This window comes from Caulobacter sp. KR2-114 (assembly GCF_049446115.1).
Lineage (GTDB): Bacteria > Pseudomonadota > Alphaproteobacteria > Caulobacterales > Caulobacteraceae > Acaudatibacter.
The window spans coordinates 37,887-53,684 of record NZ_JBMSEC010000009.1 but is presented as its reverse complement, the minus strand read 5'-3'; the positions used below and the strand labels follow the sequence as shown (position 1 = coordinate 53,684).

Sequence of the window (15,798 nt, the reverse complement as noted above, 5' to 3'; positions counted from 1 at the left end):
CAGAAGTCCGCACGCCAGAGGCGATCTTCAACCTTTTGTTCGCCCAACCTGCGGTAAGCCTGACGGACGGCCGGAGAACACCGGTGGTCCAGAACGCTTCAGTCAGGTGGGGATTTGAAGGGAGTGACCGCGTCCGATCTGTCAGCCGGCCCCGGCGCCGCGCCCCCGTCCATCGACCTGCCCGACGACGCGCGCCTTGAACTGCTGCCGACGGCGGTCCTGATCTGCGACGTGGCCGGCGTGGTGGTGCGCTGCAACCGCGAGGGCGCGCAGCTGTGGGGCCCGCTGGGAAGCGCCCCGCCCAACATCTTCTCGGCCGAGGGGCGGCCGATGGCGGCGGGCGACACGCCCGTGGCCCTGGCGCTGCGCACCGGCCTTCCGGTCCGCAACCGCGAGGTCTGGATCGACCGCCCGGGCGTCCCGCGGTTCTGCGTGATCGCCGACGTCAACCTGCTGCGCGACGGCGAGGGCAAGGTCAGCGGCGCGATCATGGCGCTGCGCGACATCACCGAGCGAAAGGACGCCGAGGCCGCCATCCACCAGCAGCACGTGCTGCTGCGCGCGCTCTACGACCATACGCCCGACTGCGTGAAGGTTGTGGCCGAGGACGGCGAGGTGCTGCGCATCAATGCCGCCGGCGCGCGCATGGTGGGCGCCAACACCCCCGCCGACGTCACCGGCGCCAACGTGCTGGAGTTCCTCGATCCCGCGCACGTCGCCACCTGGCGCGAGAACCATCTGCGCGTCTGCCGCGGCGCCTCGCTGAACTGGGAATACGAGGTCGTCGGACTGGACGGCCGCCGGCGCTGGCTGGAAACCCACGCCGTGCCGCTGAAAACCCCGCTGTGGGGCCAGGTGCAGCTGTCGGTCACCCGCGACGTCAGCAACCGCAAGCGCAACGAAGCGGCCCTGCGCGACAACGCCCGGCGCCTGTCCGAACTGCTGCAGGCCCTGCCGCAGGCGGTCTACACCACCGATGCCGAAGGACGGCTGACCTTCTACAACCAGGCCGCCGTCGAGCTGTGGGGCCAGCGCCCTCCGCTGCTGGAGACCCGCTGGTGCGGCAGCTGGAAGCTCTACGACAGCGACGGCGCGCCCCTGGCGGCCGAAGACTGCCCGATGGCCGTGGCGCTCAGGACCGGCCTGCCGGTGCGCGACGTCGAATCTGTGCTGGAGCGCCCCGACGGGGTGCGCACCCCCTTCGCCCCCTATCCGACGCCGCTGCACGACGAGTTCGGCCAGGTGATCGGCGGGGTGAACATGCTGGTGGACATCTCGCGCCACCGCGCCGCCGAGGACGCCCAGCAACGGCTGATCGACGGCCTGATCCAGGCCGAGCGCGAGCTGATCGACTCCAAGGACGCCGCCGAGGCCGGGGGCGCCGCCAAGAGCGCCTTCCTGGCCACCATGAGCCACGAGATCCGCACGCCGCTGAACGGGGTGCTGGGCATGGTCCAGGCCATGGCCCGCGACGAGCTCAGCCCGGTGCAGGCGGGGCGGCTGGAGGTGATCCAGAAGGCGGGGGCCGCCCTGCTGGCGATCCTCAACGACCTCTTGGACCTGTCGAAGATCGAATCCGGCAAGCTGGAGCTTGAGGACGGCGAGTGCGACATCGAGGAGATCGCCGGCGGCGTCGCCCAGGCGTTCACCACCCTCGCGACCGAGAAGGACATCGGCTTCAGCCTGGAAGTGAGCGAGGCCGCGCGCGGCGTCTATGGCGGCGACGCCACCCGCTTGCGCCAGATCCTCTACAATCTCGTCTCCAACGCCCTGAAGTTCACCCCCACCGGCCAGGTGGATGTGCGGGTCCACCGCGAGGACGGAATCCTCACCGTGCGGGTCAGCGACACCGGCGTCGGCATCGCCCCCGAGCGCCTGCCGTTCCTGTTCGACAAGTTCGTCCAGGCCGACGCCTCCACCACCCGCAAGTTCGGTGGGACGGGACTGGGACTCGCCATCTGCCAGGAGCTGGCCCAGCTGATGGGCGGCGACGTGCGGGTCGAGAGCACGGTGGGCGAGGGCTCGACCTTCAGCGTCTGGCTCCCCCTGCCACGGCTGGCCGACGCCGGCCGCGCCGCGCCCTGCATCGAGGCGGCCGAGCCGGACCTGACGGCCTCGGGCGGCTCGCTGCGCATCCTGGCGGCCGAGGACAATCCCATGAACCAGCTGGTGCTGAAGACCCTGCTGCACCAGGCGGGCGTCGACCCCACCGTGGTCGGCGACGGCGCCGAGGCGGTCGAGGCCTGGCGCAACGGCGAGTGGGACGTGATCCTGATGGACATCCAGATGCCGGTGATGGACGGCCCCACGGCCGCCGCCGCGATCCGCGCCGAGGAGTCGGTCAGCGGCCGCCGGCGCACGCCGATCATCGCCCTGACCGCCAACGCCATGTCGCATCAGACCGACGCCTACCACGCCTGCGGCATGGACGCGGTGGTGGCCAAGCCGATCGAGGTCGGCCGGCTTTACGCCGCGCTGGAGATGGTGCTGGCGGGCGAGGAAGATTGCGCGCGGGCGGCGGCCGCGATCTAGCCCGCGGGCCGGCGCGGCCCCTCACCTTCCCGCTCGCTACGCGACCGGGCCCCTTCCTCTCCCTCTGTTCAGACCGGGGACATCGGTGACAGGTGTTCGGGGACATCCGTGACACATGTCCGATCTCGCAGGGAGGTCGGAGATGGCATTCACGGGGGTGTCTGCGATGGATCAGAAGCGTGAGTTTGTGCGGCTGGCTCTGGTGGAGGGGTGCAACCGGTCGGAGCTTTGCCGACGCTTCGGGGTGAGCCGGACGTTGGGGTACCGGCTGCTGGCCCGCTATCGGCAGGAGGGTGAGGCTGGGCTGGATGAGCGCTCGCGCCGGCCGCTGAGCAGTCCTGGGCGCACGGCCGCGGCGGTGGAGGCGGCGGCTCTGGCGGTGCGGTCGGAGCATCCGGCCTGGGGTGGGCGCAAGATCGCCAAGCGGCTGGAGCGGCAAGGGCTGGCGGCGCCGTCACCCTCGACGGTGACGCAGGTCCTCAAGCGCCACGGCGTGGCGCTGGGGACCTTCGGCGGCGGCCATGCGCCGTTCACCCGCTTCGAGCATCCCGCGCCCAACGATCTGTGGCAGATGGACTTCAAGGGCCATGTGCCGATGCGTTCAGGCCGGCTGCATCCGCTGACCGTCCTGGACGATCACTCCCGCTTCTGCCTGGTGCTGGCCGCTTGCGCCGACGAGAAGACCTCGACCGTAAAGGCCAACCTGATCAAGGCCTTCGAGCGCTACGGCCTGCCCTGGCGCATGACCATGGACAACGGCGCGCCCTGGGGCAACGGACCTGGCGATCCCTACACCCCGCTAGGCGTGTGGCTCATCGAGCAGGACATCCGCGTCGGCCACTCCAGGCCATACCACCCCCAGACCCAGGGCAAGGACGAGCGCTTCCATCGCTCCCTGAAGGCCGAGGCCCTGACCGGCCCTCCCTTCGAGACCCTCCACCACGCCGCCAGACACCTCGAGCAATGGCGCGGCGTCTACAACACCCAGCGCCCGCACGAAGGCATCGGCATGGGCGTCCCCGCCGAGCGCTACGCCGTCAGCCCAAGAGCCTATCAGCCCAAGCCCCGGCCCTTCGACCACGGACCAGACGACCAGCTCCGCCGCGTCCCGCCAGAGGCCCGCATCAGCTTCAAAAGCCGCCGATGGCGCGTGCCCAAGGCCTTCAACGGAAAGCTCGTCGCCGTCAGGCCGACCCAGACCGACGGCCTCTACGACGTCTTCTTCCGAACCAACCGCATCGCAACCATCGACCTCAACCAGTCCGACTGACATCATCCACATGTGTCACGGATGTCCCCGAACACCTGTCACCGATGTCCCCGGTCTGAACACCCTCGAGGGAGAGGAATTCGAAACGGCGTCGCACCAGCTGAATCCTCTCCCTGCAGGGAGAGGAAGGGGCCCGCGCCCGTCAGGGCGCGGGAAGGTGAGGGGCCGCGCTCAAGCCGCATATACTTGACTCAGGCAACTAACCGTCGGAACCTTCCGTCTCGGGAGGACCAACGATGCCGCCAGAGCTCGCCGAGACCGTCGCCGCCGTGCGCGACTTCACCCGCTTCTACACCCGCAAGGTCGGGGCGCTGGACGAGACCCACCTGGGCAGCGCCTTCACCCTGGGCGAGGCGCGCGTGCTGCACGAGCTGGCGCAGTGTTCCGGCCAGAGCGCCAAGCGGCTCGGCGAGGCGCTGGACCTGGACGCGGGGTATCTGAGCCGCATCCTGCGCCGCTTCGAGGACACCGGGCTGATCGCGCGCACGCCCGATCCGGCGGACGGGCGCAGCACCCGCCTCGAGCTGACCGCGGCCGGGCGAGACGGCTTCGAGACCCTGAACCGCGCCACCGTCGCCCGCTGGAGCGAGATGCTGTCGAGCCTCAGCGACAGCCAGCGCGCCGATGTGGCGTCCGCCATGGCGCTCGTGCGCGGCGCGCTCGATCCGCAGGCCGACCGCGCGGCCCGCGCCGCCGCCGTGACCCTGCGCGAGCCTGCGCCGGGCGACCTCGGCTGGGTGGTGGAGCGGCATGCCGTGCTCTACGGCCGCGAATATGGCTGGGGCCCGGTGTTCGAGGCGGTGGTGGCCGAGATGGCCGCCCAGCTGGTGCGCGCCCTGCAGCAGCCCGGCGCGCGGGGCTGGATCGCCGAGCTGGAGGGCCGCCGGGTGGGCTGCGTGTTCTGCGTGCCCGAGCCGGAGGCGCCCGGCGTGGCGCGGCTGCGCCTGCTGCTGCTGGAACCGGAGGCGCGCGGCCTGAAGCTGGGCCAGCGGCTGACCGATGAATGCCTCGCCTTCGCCCGGGCCGAGGGCTACCGCGAAATGGTGCTCTGGACCCACACGGTGCTCACCACCGCCCGCGCCATCTACGCCAGCCGCGGCTTCGTGCTGGAGGAAAGCCACTTCCACGCCGACTTCGGCCCCGAGATCGAGAGCGAGAGCTGGCGCCTGGTGCTTTAGCCGACGCTGAGACGCCGGTGGTCAGGCCCGCCGGAATCGTCGCCATACGATACCGACCATCCAGGAGAGCAGGATCGGCAGTATGGCGACGCTGCTGACGAAGCGGTTGATCTCGGCGTGCTGGTGCTCGCTAAGCCCTCCATAGATCTGGCTCACCGGAGTGAACGCGGTGGCGGCGTTCCAAACCAGGAACGCGGCGAGGGGCAAGCCCAGCAACGTCGCCATGACGACGTTCAATGTCCGCGCTGCGCCCTCTTCCGTCACGGCGGCCTCTCCAGCGAATGCCCAACGTCGCGTCAAATACTATGGCTGCCGCCGATTGCAGGACAACTTCTCCGTGCTCGACGGAAGAGCGAAACTGGCTGGCGACGCGACACGCGGCGGCGACCTTAGCCCAAGTTACGCTGCGTCCCCATTGACGGCCCCGCGGCGCGTGGGGCCTATAACGCCCGTTTGAAAGACCCCGGCCCGGCCGCGAATGGCCGCGCCCTTAGAGACTTTCCGAGGAAGACGCCATGACCGCCATCAACGCCGTGACCGACTACACCCGCGAGGGCGAGGTCGGCGTCATCACCCTGAACTCGCCGCCGGTGAACGCCCTGTCCGCGGGCGTGCGCGACGGGCTGGCCGAAGGCATGGCCGCGGCGATCGCCGACGCGGGGGCCAAGGCGGTGGTGATCATCTGCGAAGGCCGCACCTTCATCGCCGGCGCCGACATCACCGAGTTCGGCGGCGCCCAGAAGGGCGCCAGCCTGTTCGACGTGCAGGAAGCCATCGAGGGGTCCACCAAGCCGGTGGTCGCCGCGATCCACGGCACCGCGCTCGGCGGCGGCCTGGAGGTGGCGCTGACCTGCCACTACCGCGTGGCCGTCCCCTCCGCCCGCTGCGGCCTGCCGGAAGTGAACCTGGGCCTGCTGCCGGGCGCCGGCGGCACCCAGCGCCTGCCGCGCATCGTCGGCGCCCAGCGCGCCCTGGAGATGATGACCTCCGGCGAGCACGTGCCGGCCAAGGCCTGCCTGGAGATGGGCCTGGTCGACGAACTGGTCGAGGAAGGCAAGCTGCGCGAGGGCGCCCTGGCGTTCGCGAACAAGATCGTCGCCGAGAACCGTCCGCTGAAGAAGGTGCGCGACCTGGACGACAAGACCTCGGCCGACCGCGGCCATCCGGAGATCTTCGCCAACTTCCGCAAGGCCAACGCCCGCAAGTTCCGTGGCTTCCTCGCGCCCGAATACAACATCCAGTGCATTGAAGCCGCGGTGAACCTGCCCTTCGACGAGGGGCTGAAGGTCGAGCGCAAGCTGTTCGGCGAGCTGATCACCGGCAGCCAGAGCGCCGCCCAGCGCTATTCCTTCTTCGCCGAGCGCCAGGCCGCCAAGATCCCCGACGTGCCGGACGACACCGCGGTCCTGCCGATCGCCAAGGTCGGCGTGATCGGCGGCGGCACCATGGGCGGCGGCATCGCCATGAACTTCATGAACGCCGGCATCCCGGTGGTGATGGTCGAGGTCAAGCAGGAGGCCCTGGACCGCGGCATCGCCACCGTGCGCAAGAACTATGAGCGTTCGCGCACCGCCGTGCCCGCCGAGACCGAAGCCCGCATGGCCCGCCTGACCGGCGCTCTCGACCTCGAAGCCCTGGCCGACTGCGACCTGGTGATCGAGGCCGTGTTCGAGCGCATGGACATCAAGAAGGACATCTTCACCAGGCTCGACGCCATCTGCAAACCGGGCGCGATCCTGGCCACCAACACCTCGGGCCTGAACATCGACGAGATCGCCTCGGTGACCAAGCGTCCCGAGGCGGTGATCGGCCTGCACTTCTTCTCCCCGGCCAACGTCATGAAGCTGCTGGAGATCGTGCGCGCGGACCACACCTCCAAGGAGGTGATCAACACCTCGATGAAGCTGGCCAAGAAGATCGGCAAGATCGCCGTCCTGGTCGGCGTCACCCCCGGCTTCGTCGGCAACCGCATCCTCGGCCAGCGCCAGCGCGAGGCCAACAAGCTGATCTTCGAAGGCGCCATGCCCTGGGACGTGGACCGCGTGCTCTACGACTTCGGCTTCCCGATGGGGCCGTTCGCCATGAGCGACCTGGCGGGCCTGGACATCGGCTGGGTGAAGGAGAAGTCCAAGGGCGAGACCATCCGCGACGTACTTTGCGAGATGGACCGCCGCGGCCAGAAGACCGGCGCCGGCTACTACGACTACGACGAGAACCGCAACGCCAAGCCCTCGCCCGTGGTCGAGAAGATCATCAAGGACTTCGCCGCCAAGCAGGGGACCAACACCCGCGAGATCTCCGACCAGGAGATCCTGGAGCGCTGCATCTATCCCATGATCAACGAGGGGGCGAAGATCCTCGAGGAAGGCAAGGCCATCCGCGCCTCCGACATCGATGTGGTCTGGCAGAACGGCTACGGCTGGCCGGTCTATCGCGGCGGCCCGATGTGGTACGGCGACCTGGTCGGCCTGGACAAGGTGCTGGCCAAGATGAAGGAATTCCAGGCCCAGATGGGCGACGTCTTCAAGCCGTCGGCCCTGCTGGAAAAGCTCGCCGCCGAAGGCAAGCGCTTCCAGGATCTGAAGTAGGTCCGGTTCTTCGCTGGAGCCCCCTCCACCGCCTTCGGCGGTCCCCCTCCCCCAAGGGGGGAGGAGATGAGGCTTCAGGGTCGTTTCTCTTCCCCCACTGGGGGAAGTACGGCGAAGCCGGGGATGGGGGCTCCAGCGAAGAGCGGACGCCCCCGTTCATTCCCCATTCAGGCCCCTCGCCCTCATTGAACGGTGCTATGCGAGCGGCTAGTCTCGCTTGCAGAACCAGATGGGGCCTACACGACATGCGTAAGATCTTCGCCGCCGCCATGGCGCTTGGACTGGCTGCGACCGGCGTCGCCGGCAATGCCTTCGCCGCCAACGGGCAGGCGGTCAATTCCGACCAGCTGCCGCACTGCGACCGCCCGCTGGGCACCGCGGCGGTCAAGGAGCCGGACCGCGACTGGTGGACGCCGCTCGGCCTGTCCAACCCCGAGGCGGTGCTCAAGCTGTTCGCCCTGAAGTCCGGGTGCCTGCGGATGGTCGACCGCAACGGCGGCCTGGCCATGCGCAACCAGGAGCGCGGCCTCAACGACAGCGGCGACCTGCAGCGCGGCTCCAACATCGGCCGCGGCCAGGTGCTGGCGGCCGACTTCTTCCTGATCCCGGACATCGCCCGGCAGAACTCCAACTCGGGCGGCGGCAACTTCGGCGGCATGGCCGGCCACTTCCTGCCCGGCGGCTTCGGCGCCTTCGCCGGCTCGATCAGCGTGCAGAGCAAGGAAGCCAACACCCTGATCACCCTGGTGGACGCGCGCACCACCGAGCAGCTGTACATCGCCGAAGGCAACGCCAAGAAGACCGACGTCGGCTTCGGCGCCGGCGGCTGGGGTGGCGGCTGGGGCGGGTTCGGCGGCCTGGAAGGCTCCGGCTACACCAACACCGACATCGGCAAGGTGATCATGCAGGCCTACTTCAACGGCTTCGTTGATCTGGTGCACTACATGCAGAACCAGCAGCCGGGCGCGCAGCAGGCCAATGCGCCGATCGCCGCCCAGCGCGCCACCACCGAAGTGCAGCTGCGCGAAGGTCCCTCCACCAGCGCCCGTATCCGCTACACGGTGCACGCCGGCGCCCTGGTCTATCCCACCGGTCAGCGCAACGGCGTGTGGATGGAAGTCGACGACGAGAACGGCAATCGCGGCTGGATGAGCTCGGCCTACGCCACGCCGCGCTGAGCCTGCCTCCGGCGGCGCGCCGCTCAGGCGGCCGCCGGTTCCAGCGCCGGAAGATATCGACCGCCTGCGACGGGCGCGGACAGCGCTGCGACGGGCGGCTGACAGGATTCCCTGCGCCTCCGGACGCCCGGGCGGCGGCCAGCCGCTCGCGCTGGTCCGAGGTCCACCCCTTCGGCGATGATGCTCAGGCCCAGGGCCCGCTTGACTCGGGGGAAGGACGGACTAGAACAAAAAGAGAACAAAAGGAGTCCGACCCATGTCCCCCGCGGGACGCCCGGAGAAGGCCGCACAGCTCAAGGCCGTGCGGGCCAGCATCGCCGCCATCGAAGCCGGCGGAGGGCCAGCGCATGGCGTCCTGCCCTTCGGCGACGCGCGGATCGATGCGGCGCTGCCGGGGGGCGGCCTGCCGCTGGGCCGCTGGCACGAGGTTCTGGGCGAGGGGCTGGAGGCGGAGACCGGCGCAGTGGCCGCCGCCTTCGCCGCAGCCCTGATCCAGCCCCTGGCGGGACGCGGGGCGACGGTGTGGGTGATGCGGCGCGACGATCTCTATGCCCCCGGCCTGGCCGGCCTGGGGTTCCCTGCCGAGCGGCTGATCCAGGTGCTGGCGAAGGACGAGGCCGAGGCCCTGTCGGCGGTCGAGGACGCCCTGGGGACCGCTGGAGTCAGCGCCGTGGTCGGCGAGGTCGAGGGCGCGGACCTCGTCGCCGGCCGTCGGCTGCAGCTGGCCTGCGAGCGGCACGGGGCCACCGGTCTTCTGATCCGCCGCCGGCCGTTCGGCGGCGCCGCTTCGGCGAAGACGGGACGTGGCGGGGCCCTCTCCGGGTCGCTCTGCGCCACCCGCTGGCGTATCGCCGCCGCCCCCAGCGACCCCGGAACGCCTGGCGTTGGCATGCCCTGGCTCGGCCCGTCGCGCTGGACCGTGGCCCTGGAACGCTGCCGGGGCGGCCGTACCGGAACCTGGCTGATGGAGAAGAGCGATGGCGCGCATCCTCTGCGTCTGGTCGCCGATCTGGGCGATCGCGAACTGGCGCCGGCGCAACCCGTCCGCCTCGCCGGCTGAACCGGCGAGAGGGGAGCCGGCGAAGGGGCTGGCGGCGAACGACCACGGCCCGGCGGCGGCGGCGCGGCCCTTCGCCCTGCTCGCCACGGAGCGGGGGGTGCGGCGGCTGACGGCGGTGGACGACCGCGCCGCGGCGCTCGGCCTGTTTGCCGGACAGAAGGCCACCGATGCGGCCGCCCTGGCCCCGGACCTGATCACCGCCGACGCCGAGCCGGAGGCGGACGCCGCGGCCCTGGAGGCCCTGGCCGACTGGTGCGTGCGCTTCTCCCCCGCCGTGGCTCTCGACCCGCCGGACGGGCTGTTTCTGGACATCAGCGGGGTCGACCACCTGTGGGGCGGCGAGGCGGCGATGCTGACGGACCTGCGCCAGCGCCTGGCCTGGAACGGCCTGCCCATCCGCGCGGCGATCGCCGATACGCCCGGCGCCGCCTGGGCCCTGGCCCGCTTCACCGAGACCGGGACCATCGCCGCGCCGGGTCGATCCTGGCCGCTGCTGGCGCGGCTGCCGGTGCAGGCCCTGCGGCTGGAGCCGCAGGCCGCCGCCCAGATCGGCCGGCTGGGACTGCTGACCGTCGAACGCCTGGCGCGGCTGCCCCGCGACCAGATCACCCGCCGTTTCGGCCGCCAGGTGGTGCTGCGCCTGGACCAGGCCCTGGGCCGGACCGAGGAGGCGCTGAGCTTCCGCCGCCCGGCGACGCCCTGGTTCGCGCGCCTGGCCTTCGCCGAGCCGATCAGCGCCCCGGACGACCTCGCCCGCGCCAGCCGGGACATCGCCGTCCAGCTCTGCGCCCGGCTGGAAGCCCAGGGCCGGGGCGGACGGCGCTTCGAGCTGGCGTTCCATCGCCTGGACGGCAAGGCCCTGCGCCTGACGATCGGCCTGTCGCTGCCGGGGCGCGACGCCGTTCGCATCGCCCGCCTGTTCGCCCCGATGCTGGAGACGGTGGACCCCGGCTTCGGCCTGGAGGCGGTGACCCTGGCGGCGGCCGAGGTGGAAGCGGTCTCCGAACGCCAGGCGCGGCTGGACGCCGGCCGCGAGGTGGCGCCCGAGGAGGGGCTGGCGCCCCTGGCCGACCGCCTGACCAACCGCCTGGGCGAGGATCGCATCTGGCGCACCGAGCCCTTCCCCAGCCACCTGCCCGAACGCGCCGTGGAGCGTCGCCCCCCGCTGGCGCCGGTCAGGCCCGCCGCCCCCGCCCTGGGCGTCCAGGCCGGCGCCGGCGGCTGGGATCCGCAGCGCCCCCGGCCGGTGCGCCTGTTCCGTCGTCCCGAGCCAATCGAGGACGTTCTGGCCCCCGTTCCTGACGACCCGCCCCGGCGGTTCCGCTGGCGCGGACGCCTGCACCGGGTGACCCGCGCCGAGGGGCCTGAGCGCCTGGCCGAGGAATGGTGGCGGCACGAGCAGTTCGCCGACGTCCGCACCGATCAGGTGCGCGACTACTATCGGGTGGAGGACGAGACCGGCGCCCGCTTCTGGATCTTCCGCGCCGGCCTCTACGACCCGCAGGAGCCGCCGAAATGGTGGCTGCACGGCCTGTTCGGTTAGGGGCTGTCGGTGCGCTACGTCGAGCTGCAGACCACCAGCAACTTCAGCTTCCTGCGCGGCGCCTCGCACCCGTGGGAGCTGGTGCTGGCGGCCAAGGCCCTGGGGCACGGGGCGATCGGCCTTGCCGACCGCAACACCCTGGCCGGGGTGGTCCGCGCCTGGCGGCAGGGCCAGGACATCGGCCAGCGCACCCTGAGCGGCTGCCGGCTGGACTTCATGGACGGCGCGCCGAGCGTGCTCGTCTACCCCGCCGACCGTGAGGCGTGGGGCCGGCTGACCCGGCTGCTGACTCTCGGCCAGCGCCGCGCGCCGAAGGGCGAATGCCACCTGACCTGGACGGACCTGCTGCAGCACGCCGAGGGCCAGCTGATGCTCGCCGTCCCGCCGGCGCAGCCGGACGAGGGGTTCGAGGCGACGCTGCGAAGCCTGGCGGGGGACTTCGGCGGCCAGGTCTGGCTGGCGGCGGCCAGGCCCTACGCCGCCCAGGACCAGAAACGCCTCGCCGTGCTGGACGACCTCGCCCGGCGAACCGGCGCGCCGATGGTCGCCACCAACGACGTGCTCTACCACGGGCCCGAACGGCGTCCCTTGCAGGACGTGCTGACCTGCATCCGCGAAAAATGCTCGATCCAGGAGGCAGGCCTGCGGCTGGAAGCCAACGCCGAGCGCCATCTCAAGCCGGCGGCGGAAATGGCCCGCCTGTTCGCCGCCTGGCCCGGCGCCGTGGAGCGCTCCGCCGAGATCGCCGACCGCATCGACTTCGATCTCTCGCAGCTGAAGTACGAATACCCCGACGAACCGGTGCCGCCCGGCCGCACGGCCATGGAGCACCTGACCATCCTGGCCCGCGAGGGCGCCAGGTGGCGCTATCCGCAAGGGGTGCCCGACAAGGTCACCGCCCTGCTCGACAAGGAGCTGGCCCTGATCGAGGAGCTGGCGTTCCCCAACTACTTCCTGACCGTGCACGACGTGGTGAAGTGGGCGCGCGGCCAGGGAATCCTCTGCCAGGGCCGCGGATCGGCGGCCAATTCCTCGGTGTGCTTCTGCCTGGGGGTGACGGCGGTGGACCCCTGCAAGGAAGACCACGACGTGCTGTTCGAGCGTTTCATCTCGCGCGAGCGCGACGAGCCGCCGGACATCGACGTCGACTTCGAGCACGAGCGGCGCGAGAAGGTCATGCAGTACGTCTACGAGCGCTATGGCCGGCATCGCGCCGCCATCGTCGCCACGGTGATCCACTACCGGCCGCGCAGCGCCATCCGCGACGTCGGCAAGGCCCTGGGCCTGACCGAGGACGTCACCGCCGCCCTGGCCAGCACGGTGTGGGGCAGCTGGGGCGAGGACCTGCCCGACGATCACATCCGCCAGGTGGGGCTGGATCCGGAGAACCCGCAGATCAAGCGCGCCACCGCCCTGGCCACCATCCTGCTGGGCTTTCCGCGGCACCTGTCGCAGCACGTGGGCGGCTATGTGCTGACCAAGCGGCGGCTGGACGAGACCGTGCCGATCGGCAACGCCGCCATGGAGGACCGCACCTTCATCGAGTGGGACAAGGACGACATCGACGCCCTGAAGCTGATGAAGGTCGACATCCTGGCGCTGGGCATGCTGACCGCGATCAAGCGGGCCATGACCATGCTGGCGCAGGACCACGGCCTGGACCTGGACGACATGGCCGACATCCCCGAGGAGGCGCCCGAAGTCTACGACATGCTGTGCAAGGCCGACTCCGTCGGCGTGTTCCAGGTGGAGAGCCGGGCGCAGATGTCGATGCTGCCCCGCCTGAAGCCGCGCAAGTTCTACGACCTGGTGATCGAGGTGGCGATCGTCCGCCCCGGCCCGATCCAGGGCAACATGGTGCATCCCTACCTGAAGCGCCGCGACCGGATCGAACGGGTGACCTATCCGCGCCCCTCGCCCGAACACGGTCCGCCGGACGAGCTGGAAAACGTCCTGCGCAAGACCCTCGGCGTGCCCCTGTTCCAGGAGCAGGCCATGAACCTGGCCATGACCGCGGCCAAGTTCACCCCGGAGGAGGCCAACGGCCTGCGCCGCTCCATGGCCACCTTCCGCAACCTGGGAACCATCGGCGAATACGGCGACAAGTTCGTCAGCCGGCTGATCGAGCGCGGCTATGACCGCGAGTTCGCCGCCGCCTGCTTCGAACAGATCAAGGGCTTCGGCTCGTACGGCTTCCCGGAGAGCCACGCGGTCAGCTTCGCCAAGCTGGTCTACGTCTCGGCCTGGATCAAATGCTTCTACCCCGACGTGTTCCTGGCCGCCCTGCTGAACAGCCAGCCCATGGGCTTCTACCAGCCGGCCCAGCTGGTGCGCGACGCCCGCGAACACGGCGTCACCGTCCTGCCGCCCGACATCCTGCACAGCGACTGGGACACGAAACTGGAAGCGTCGCCTCCTCCCTCCCCCCCTCCGTTGGCGGCGTCGGAGTCCCCCACCCTGCCCGCTGCGCGGGCTGTCCCTCCCCACAAGGGGGAGGGTAGAGATGCGCCTGCGCCTCTGCCCCATCCTGTTCGCCTGGGTTTCAGCCAGATCGGCGGGCTGAACGACGAGGAGGTCCAGCGGCTGGTCGCCGCGCGGCGGGCCGGCGCCCGGACGCTGCCGGAGATCGCCGTGCGCGCCCAGCTGTCGCCGCGCGCCCTGGAACTGCTGGCCGAGGCGGACGCCCTGCGCTCGCTGGGGATGGACCGGCGCGAGGCGCTGTGGGCGGTCAAGGCCCTGGCGCCGGAGGTGAAGGCCGAGGCGGAGGCGCCGCTGCTGGCGCTGATGGGCCCGCAGGCCGAGGCCGCCGCCGATCTGCCGGTGATGTCCCTGCCCGCCCACGTGCACGAGGACTACCGCACGCTCGGCCTGTCGCTGAAGGCGCACCCCTGCCAGTTCTTCCGCGAACAGCTGCGCCGCATGGGCGTGACCCCCGCCGCCCAGCTGGGGCGCCTGAGGAACGGCGCGCGGGTGACCGTGGCCGGCCTGGTGCTGGTGCGCCAGCGGCCGGGCACCGCCAAGGGGGTGATCTTCCTGACCCTGGAGGACGAGACCGGGCCGGCCAACGCCGTGGTCTGGCGCGATGTGTTCCAGAGCAACCGCCGGCAGGTGATGAGCTCGGCCTTCCTGGTGGTGCATGGCCGGCTGCAGATCGCCAGCGACGTGATCCACGTGGTCGCCGAACGCTTCACCGACCTGTCCGATCGCCTGGCCGAACTGAAGGCCGACGTCGACCTGCCGCCACCGTCGGCCACGACCGCCAGCCCGCGCATGGTGCGCAGCCGCGACTTCCATTGAACCCGCCGTCGGCCGTCGATCGTGGCTCGCCCGCTTGACAGCGCCGCCCCACCAGAACACCCTTCAAGCCTCGCCCCGCCGGCCCCGCCGACGGGGCTTTTGTCTGGCCGTTCCCGTCCCCCGTCCCGTTCAGGAGCCTCCCATGGCCGATCCCCGCAGCGGGGCGCGCGGCGCCGCGCGTGGCGTCGACGACGGCGCCTTCGTCGAAGTCCGCGGCGAGCCGCAGTGGCTGGCGCTGCGCGGCGATGACCGGCGCAATCCGCCGCTTCTGATCCTGCCCGGTCCCGGCGTGGCGCTGAGCGGCCTCGCCCCCTGGTTCGCGCCCTGGGAGGCGCACTTCACCCTGGCTCACTGGGACGCGCCCTTCGCCGGCGCCACCTACGGCCGCAACGGCCCGCCCGCCGACTACGGCCTGGACCGGCTGATGCTGGACGCCGCCGCGGTGGCGCAGACTGTCCTGGCGCGCGGTAGCCACCGCCGGCTGATCGTGCTGGGCTCGTCCGGCGGCTCGGTGATCGGGCTGCGCCTGGCCCGCCAGCGCCCGGATCTGGTGAGCGCCTTCGTCGGGACCGGACAGATCGTCCATTGGGCGCGCCAGGAGGCGCAGAGCTATCGCCTGATCCTGGACCGCGCCCGCGCCGCCGGGGACGTCGGGTCCGTCGCGGCGCTGGAGCGGTTCGGCCCGCCCCCGTGGGTCGACCTCGAGGCCGACGTCCTGAAGGGCCAGCTGGCCAACGCCCCGACCCCGCTGGAAGCCGCCGCGCTGGCGGCGCTCGGACCGACCCTCGCCGCCGCGCCCCCGGGCGGCGCCTGGCGCGCCCACGGCCAGCCGGCGCACGACGTCCGCGCCGTCGCCACCGCCGCCTACGCCCGCCTCAAGCCCGAACTGGCCGCCTTCGACGCCTGGGCGCTCGGCGATTTCGCGACGCCGCTGATCTTCCTTCCCGGCGCGGAGGATCTGCACACCCCGCCCGGCGAAACCGAGGCCTTCGCCCGCCAGGCGCGCGCGCCGCGGGTGGTGTTCGACCCCCTGCCGGGCGTCGGACACGCCAGCCTGTTCGTGCGCGACCTCCTGCTGCACCATCTTCTCGCCGCGCTCGCCGGGTAGGAGCCTCCGGCGCATGGTCGGGCGGCGAAGCCACACACACCTTC

At 71.2% G+C, this 15,798-nt stretch carries 9 protein-coding genes and 1 pseudogene; 9 read left to right on the top strand and 1 reads right to left on the bottom strand.

Annotated elements, in window-relative coordinates:
• The first annotated feature begins 123 nt into the window (after nucleotides 1-123).
• The 3 genes and pseudogenes from ACO2Q3_RS25060 to ACO2Q3_RS25050 all read left to right on the top strand — a co-directional run bounded on the left by ACO2Q3_RS25060 (nucleotide 124) and on the right by ACO2Q3_RS25050 (nucleotide 4,980).
• Entirely contained in the window at nucleotides 124-2,532 is a 2,409-nt protein-coding gene (locus ACO2Q3_RS25060; RefSeq protein ID WP_423311709.1) for an ATP-binding protein, read from the top strand.
• Between the two features lie 142 nt (nucleotides 2,533-2,674).
• A pseudogene (locus tag ACO2Q3_RS25055) lies at nucleotides 2,675-3,861 on the top strand (IS481 family transposase).
• A 177-nt stretch (nucleotides 3,862-4,038) separates the two neighbouring features.
• Nucleotides 4,039-4,980, top strand: a complete 942-nt coding sequence (locus tag ACO2Q3_RS25050) for a bifunctional helix-turn-helix transcriptional regulator/GNAT family N-acetyltransferase (RefSeq protein ID WP_423311707.1) — start codon at nucleotides 4,039-4,041, stop codon at nucleotides 4,978-4,980.
• Between the two features lie 21 nt (nucleotides 4,981-5,001).
• Here the strand turns inward: ACO2Q3_RS25050 and ACO2Q3_RS25045 are convergent, their stop codons facing one another.
• Nucleotides 5,002-5,244 (bottom strand): hypothetical protein, encoded by a 243-nt coding sequence (locus ACO2Q3_RS25045; RefSeq protein ID WP_423311705.1) that lies wholly within the window; start codon nucleotides 5,242-5,244, stop codon nucleotides 5,002-5,004.
• A 251-nt stretch (nucleotides 5,245-5,495) separates the two neighbouring features.
• Between ACO2Q3_RS25045 and ACO2Q3_RS25040 the strand changes: the two genes are divergently transcribed.
• From ACO2Q3_RS25040 to ACO2Q3_RS25015, 6 genes are all read left to right on the top strand, one after another.
• Complete coding sequence (locus tag ACO2Q3_RS25040) at nucleotides 5,496-7,568, top strand: 3-hydroxyacyl-CoA dehydrogenase NAD-binding domain-containing protein (protein ID WP_423311703.1); 2,073 nt, start codon at nucleotides 5,496-5,498, stop codon at nucleotides 7,566-7,568.
• A gap of 245 nt (nucleotides 7,569-7,813) precedes the next feature.
• Nucleotides 7,814-8,746 carry an SH3 domain-containing protein gene (locus tag ACO2Q3_RS25035; protein WP_423311701.1) on the top strand — a complete coding sequence of 311 codons (933 nt, stop codon included), beginning with the start codon at nucleotides 7,814-7,816 and terminating at the stop codon, nucleotides 8,744-8,746.
• 256 nt (nucleotides 8,747-9,002) lie between these two features.
• Nucleotides 9,003-9,806 carry an ImuA family protein gene (locus ACO2Q3_RS25030; protein ID WP_423311699.1) on the top strand — a complete coding sequence of 268 codons (804 nt, stop codon included), beginning with the start codon at nucleotides 9,003-9,005 and terminating at the stop codon, nucleotides 9,804-9,806.
• Entirely contained in the window at nucleotides 9,724-11,349 is a 1,626-nt protein-coding gene (locus ACO2Q3_RS25025) for a DNA polymerase Y family protein (protein ID WP_423311697.1), read from the top strand. Before ACO2Q3_RS25030 ends, ACO2Q3_RS25025 begins: the two co-directional genes overlap by 83 nt.
• A gap of 3 nt (nucleotides 11,350-11,352) precedes the next feature.
• Nucleotides 11,353-14,646, top strand: a complete 3,294-nt coding sequence (locus ACO2Q3_RS25020) for an error-prone DNA polymerase (protein ID WP_423311959.1) — start codon at nucleotides 11,353-11,355, stop codon at nucleotides 14,644-14,646.
• A 142-nt stretch (nucleotides 14,647-14,788) separates the two neighbouring features.
• Nucleotides 14,789-15,754, top strand: a complete 966-nt coding sequence (locus ACO2Q3_RS25015; RefSeq protein WP_423311695.1) for an alpha/beta fold hydrolase — start codon at nucleotides 14,789-14,791, stop codon at nucleotides 15,752-15,754.
• The last annotated feature ends 44 nt before the right edge of the window (nucleotides 15,755-15,798 follow it).

Coding starts and splice junctions, on each gene's coding strand:
- ACO2Q3_RS25050 (WP_423311707.1), top strand. CDS start 4,039: ATGCCGCCAGAGCTCGCCGAGACCGTCGCCGCCGTGCGCGACTTCACC.
- ACO2Q3_RS25040 (WP_423311703.1), top strand. CDS start 5,496: ATGACCGCCATCAACGCCGTGACCGACTACACCCGCGAGGGCGAGGTC.
- ACO2Q3_RS25035 (WP_423311701.1), top strand. CDS start 7,814: ATGCGTAAGATCTTCGCCGCCGCCATGGCGCTTGGACTGGCTGCGACC.
- ACO2Q3_RS25030 (WP_423311699.1), top strand. CDS start 9,003: ATGTCCCCCGCGGGACGCCCGGAGAAGGCCGCACAGCTCAAGGCCGTG.
- ACO2Q3_RS25025 (WP_423311697.1), top strand. CDS start 9,724: ATGGCGCGCATCCTCTGCGTCTGGTCGCCGATCTGGGCGATCGCGAAC.
- ACO2Q3_RS25015 (WP_423311695.1), top strand. CDS start 14,789: ATGGCCGATCCCCGCAGCGGGGCGCGCGGCGCCGCGCGTGGCGTCGAC.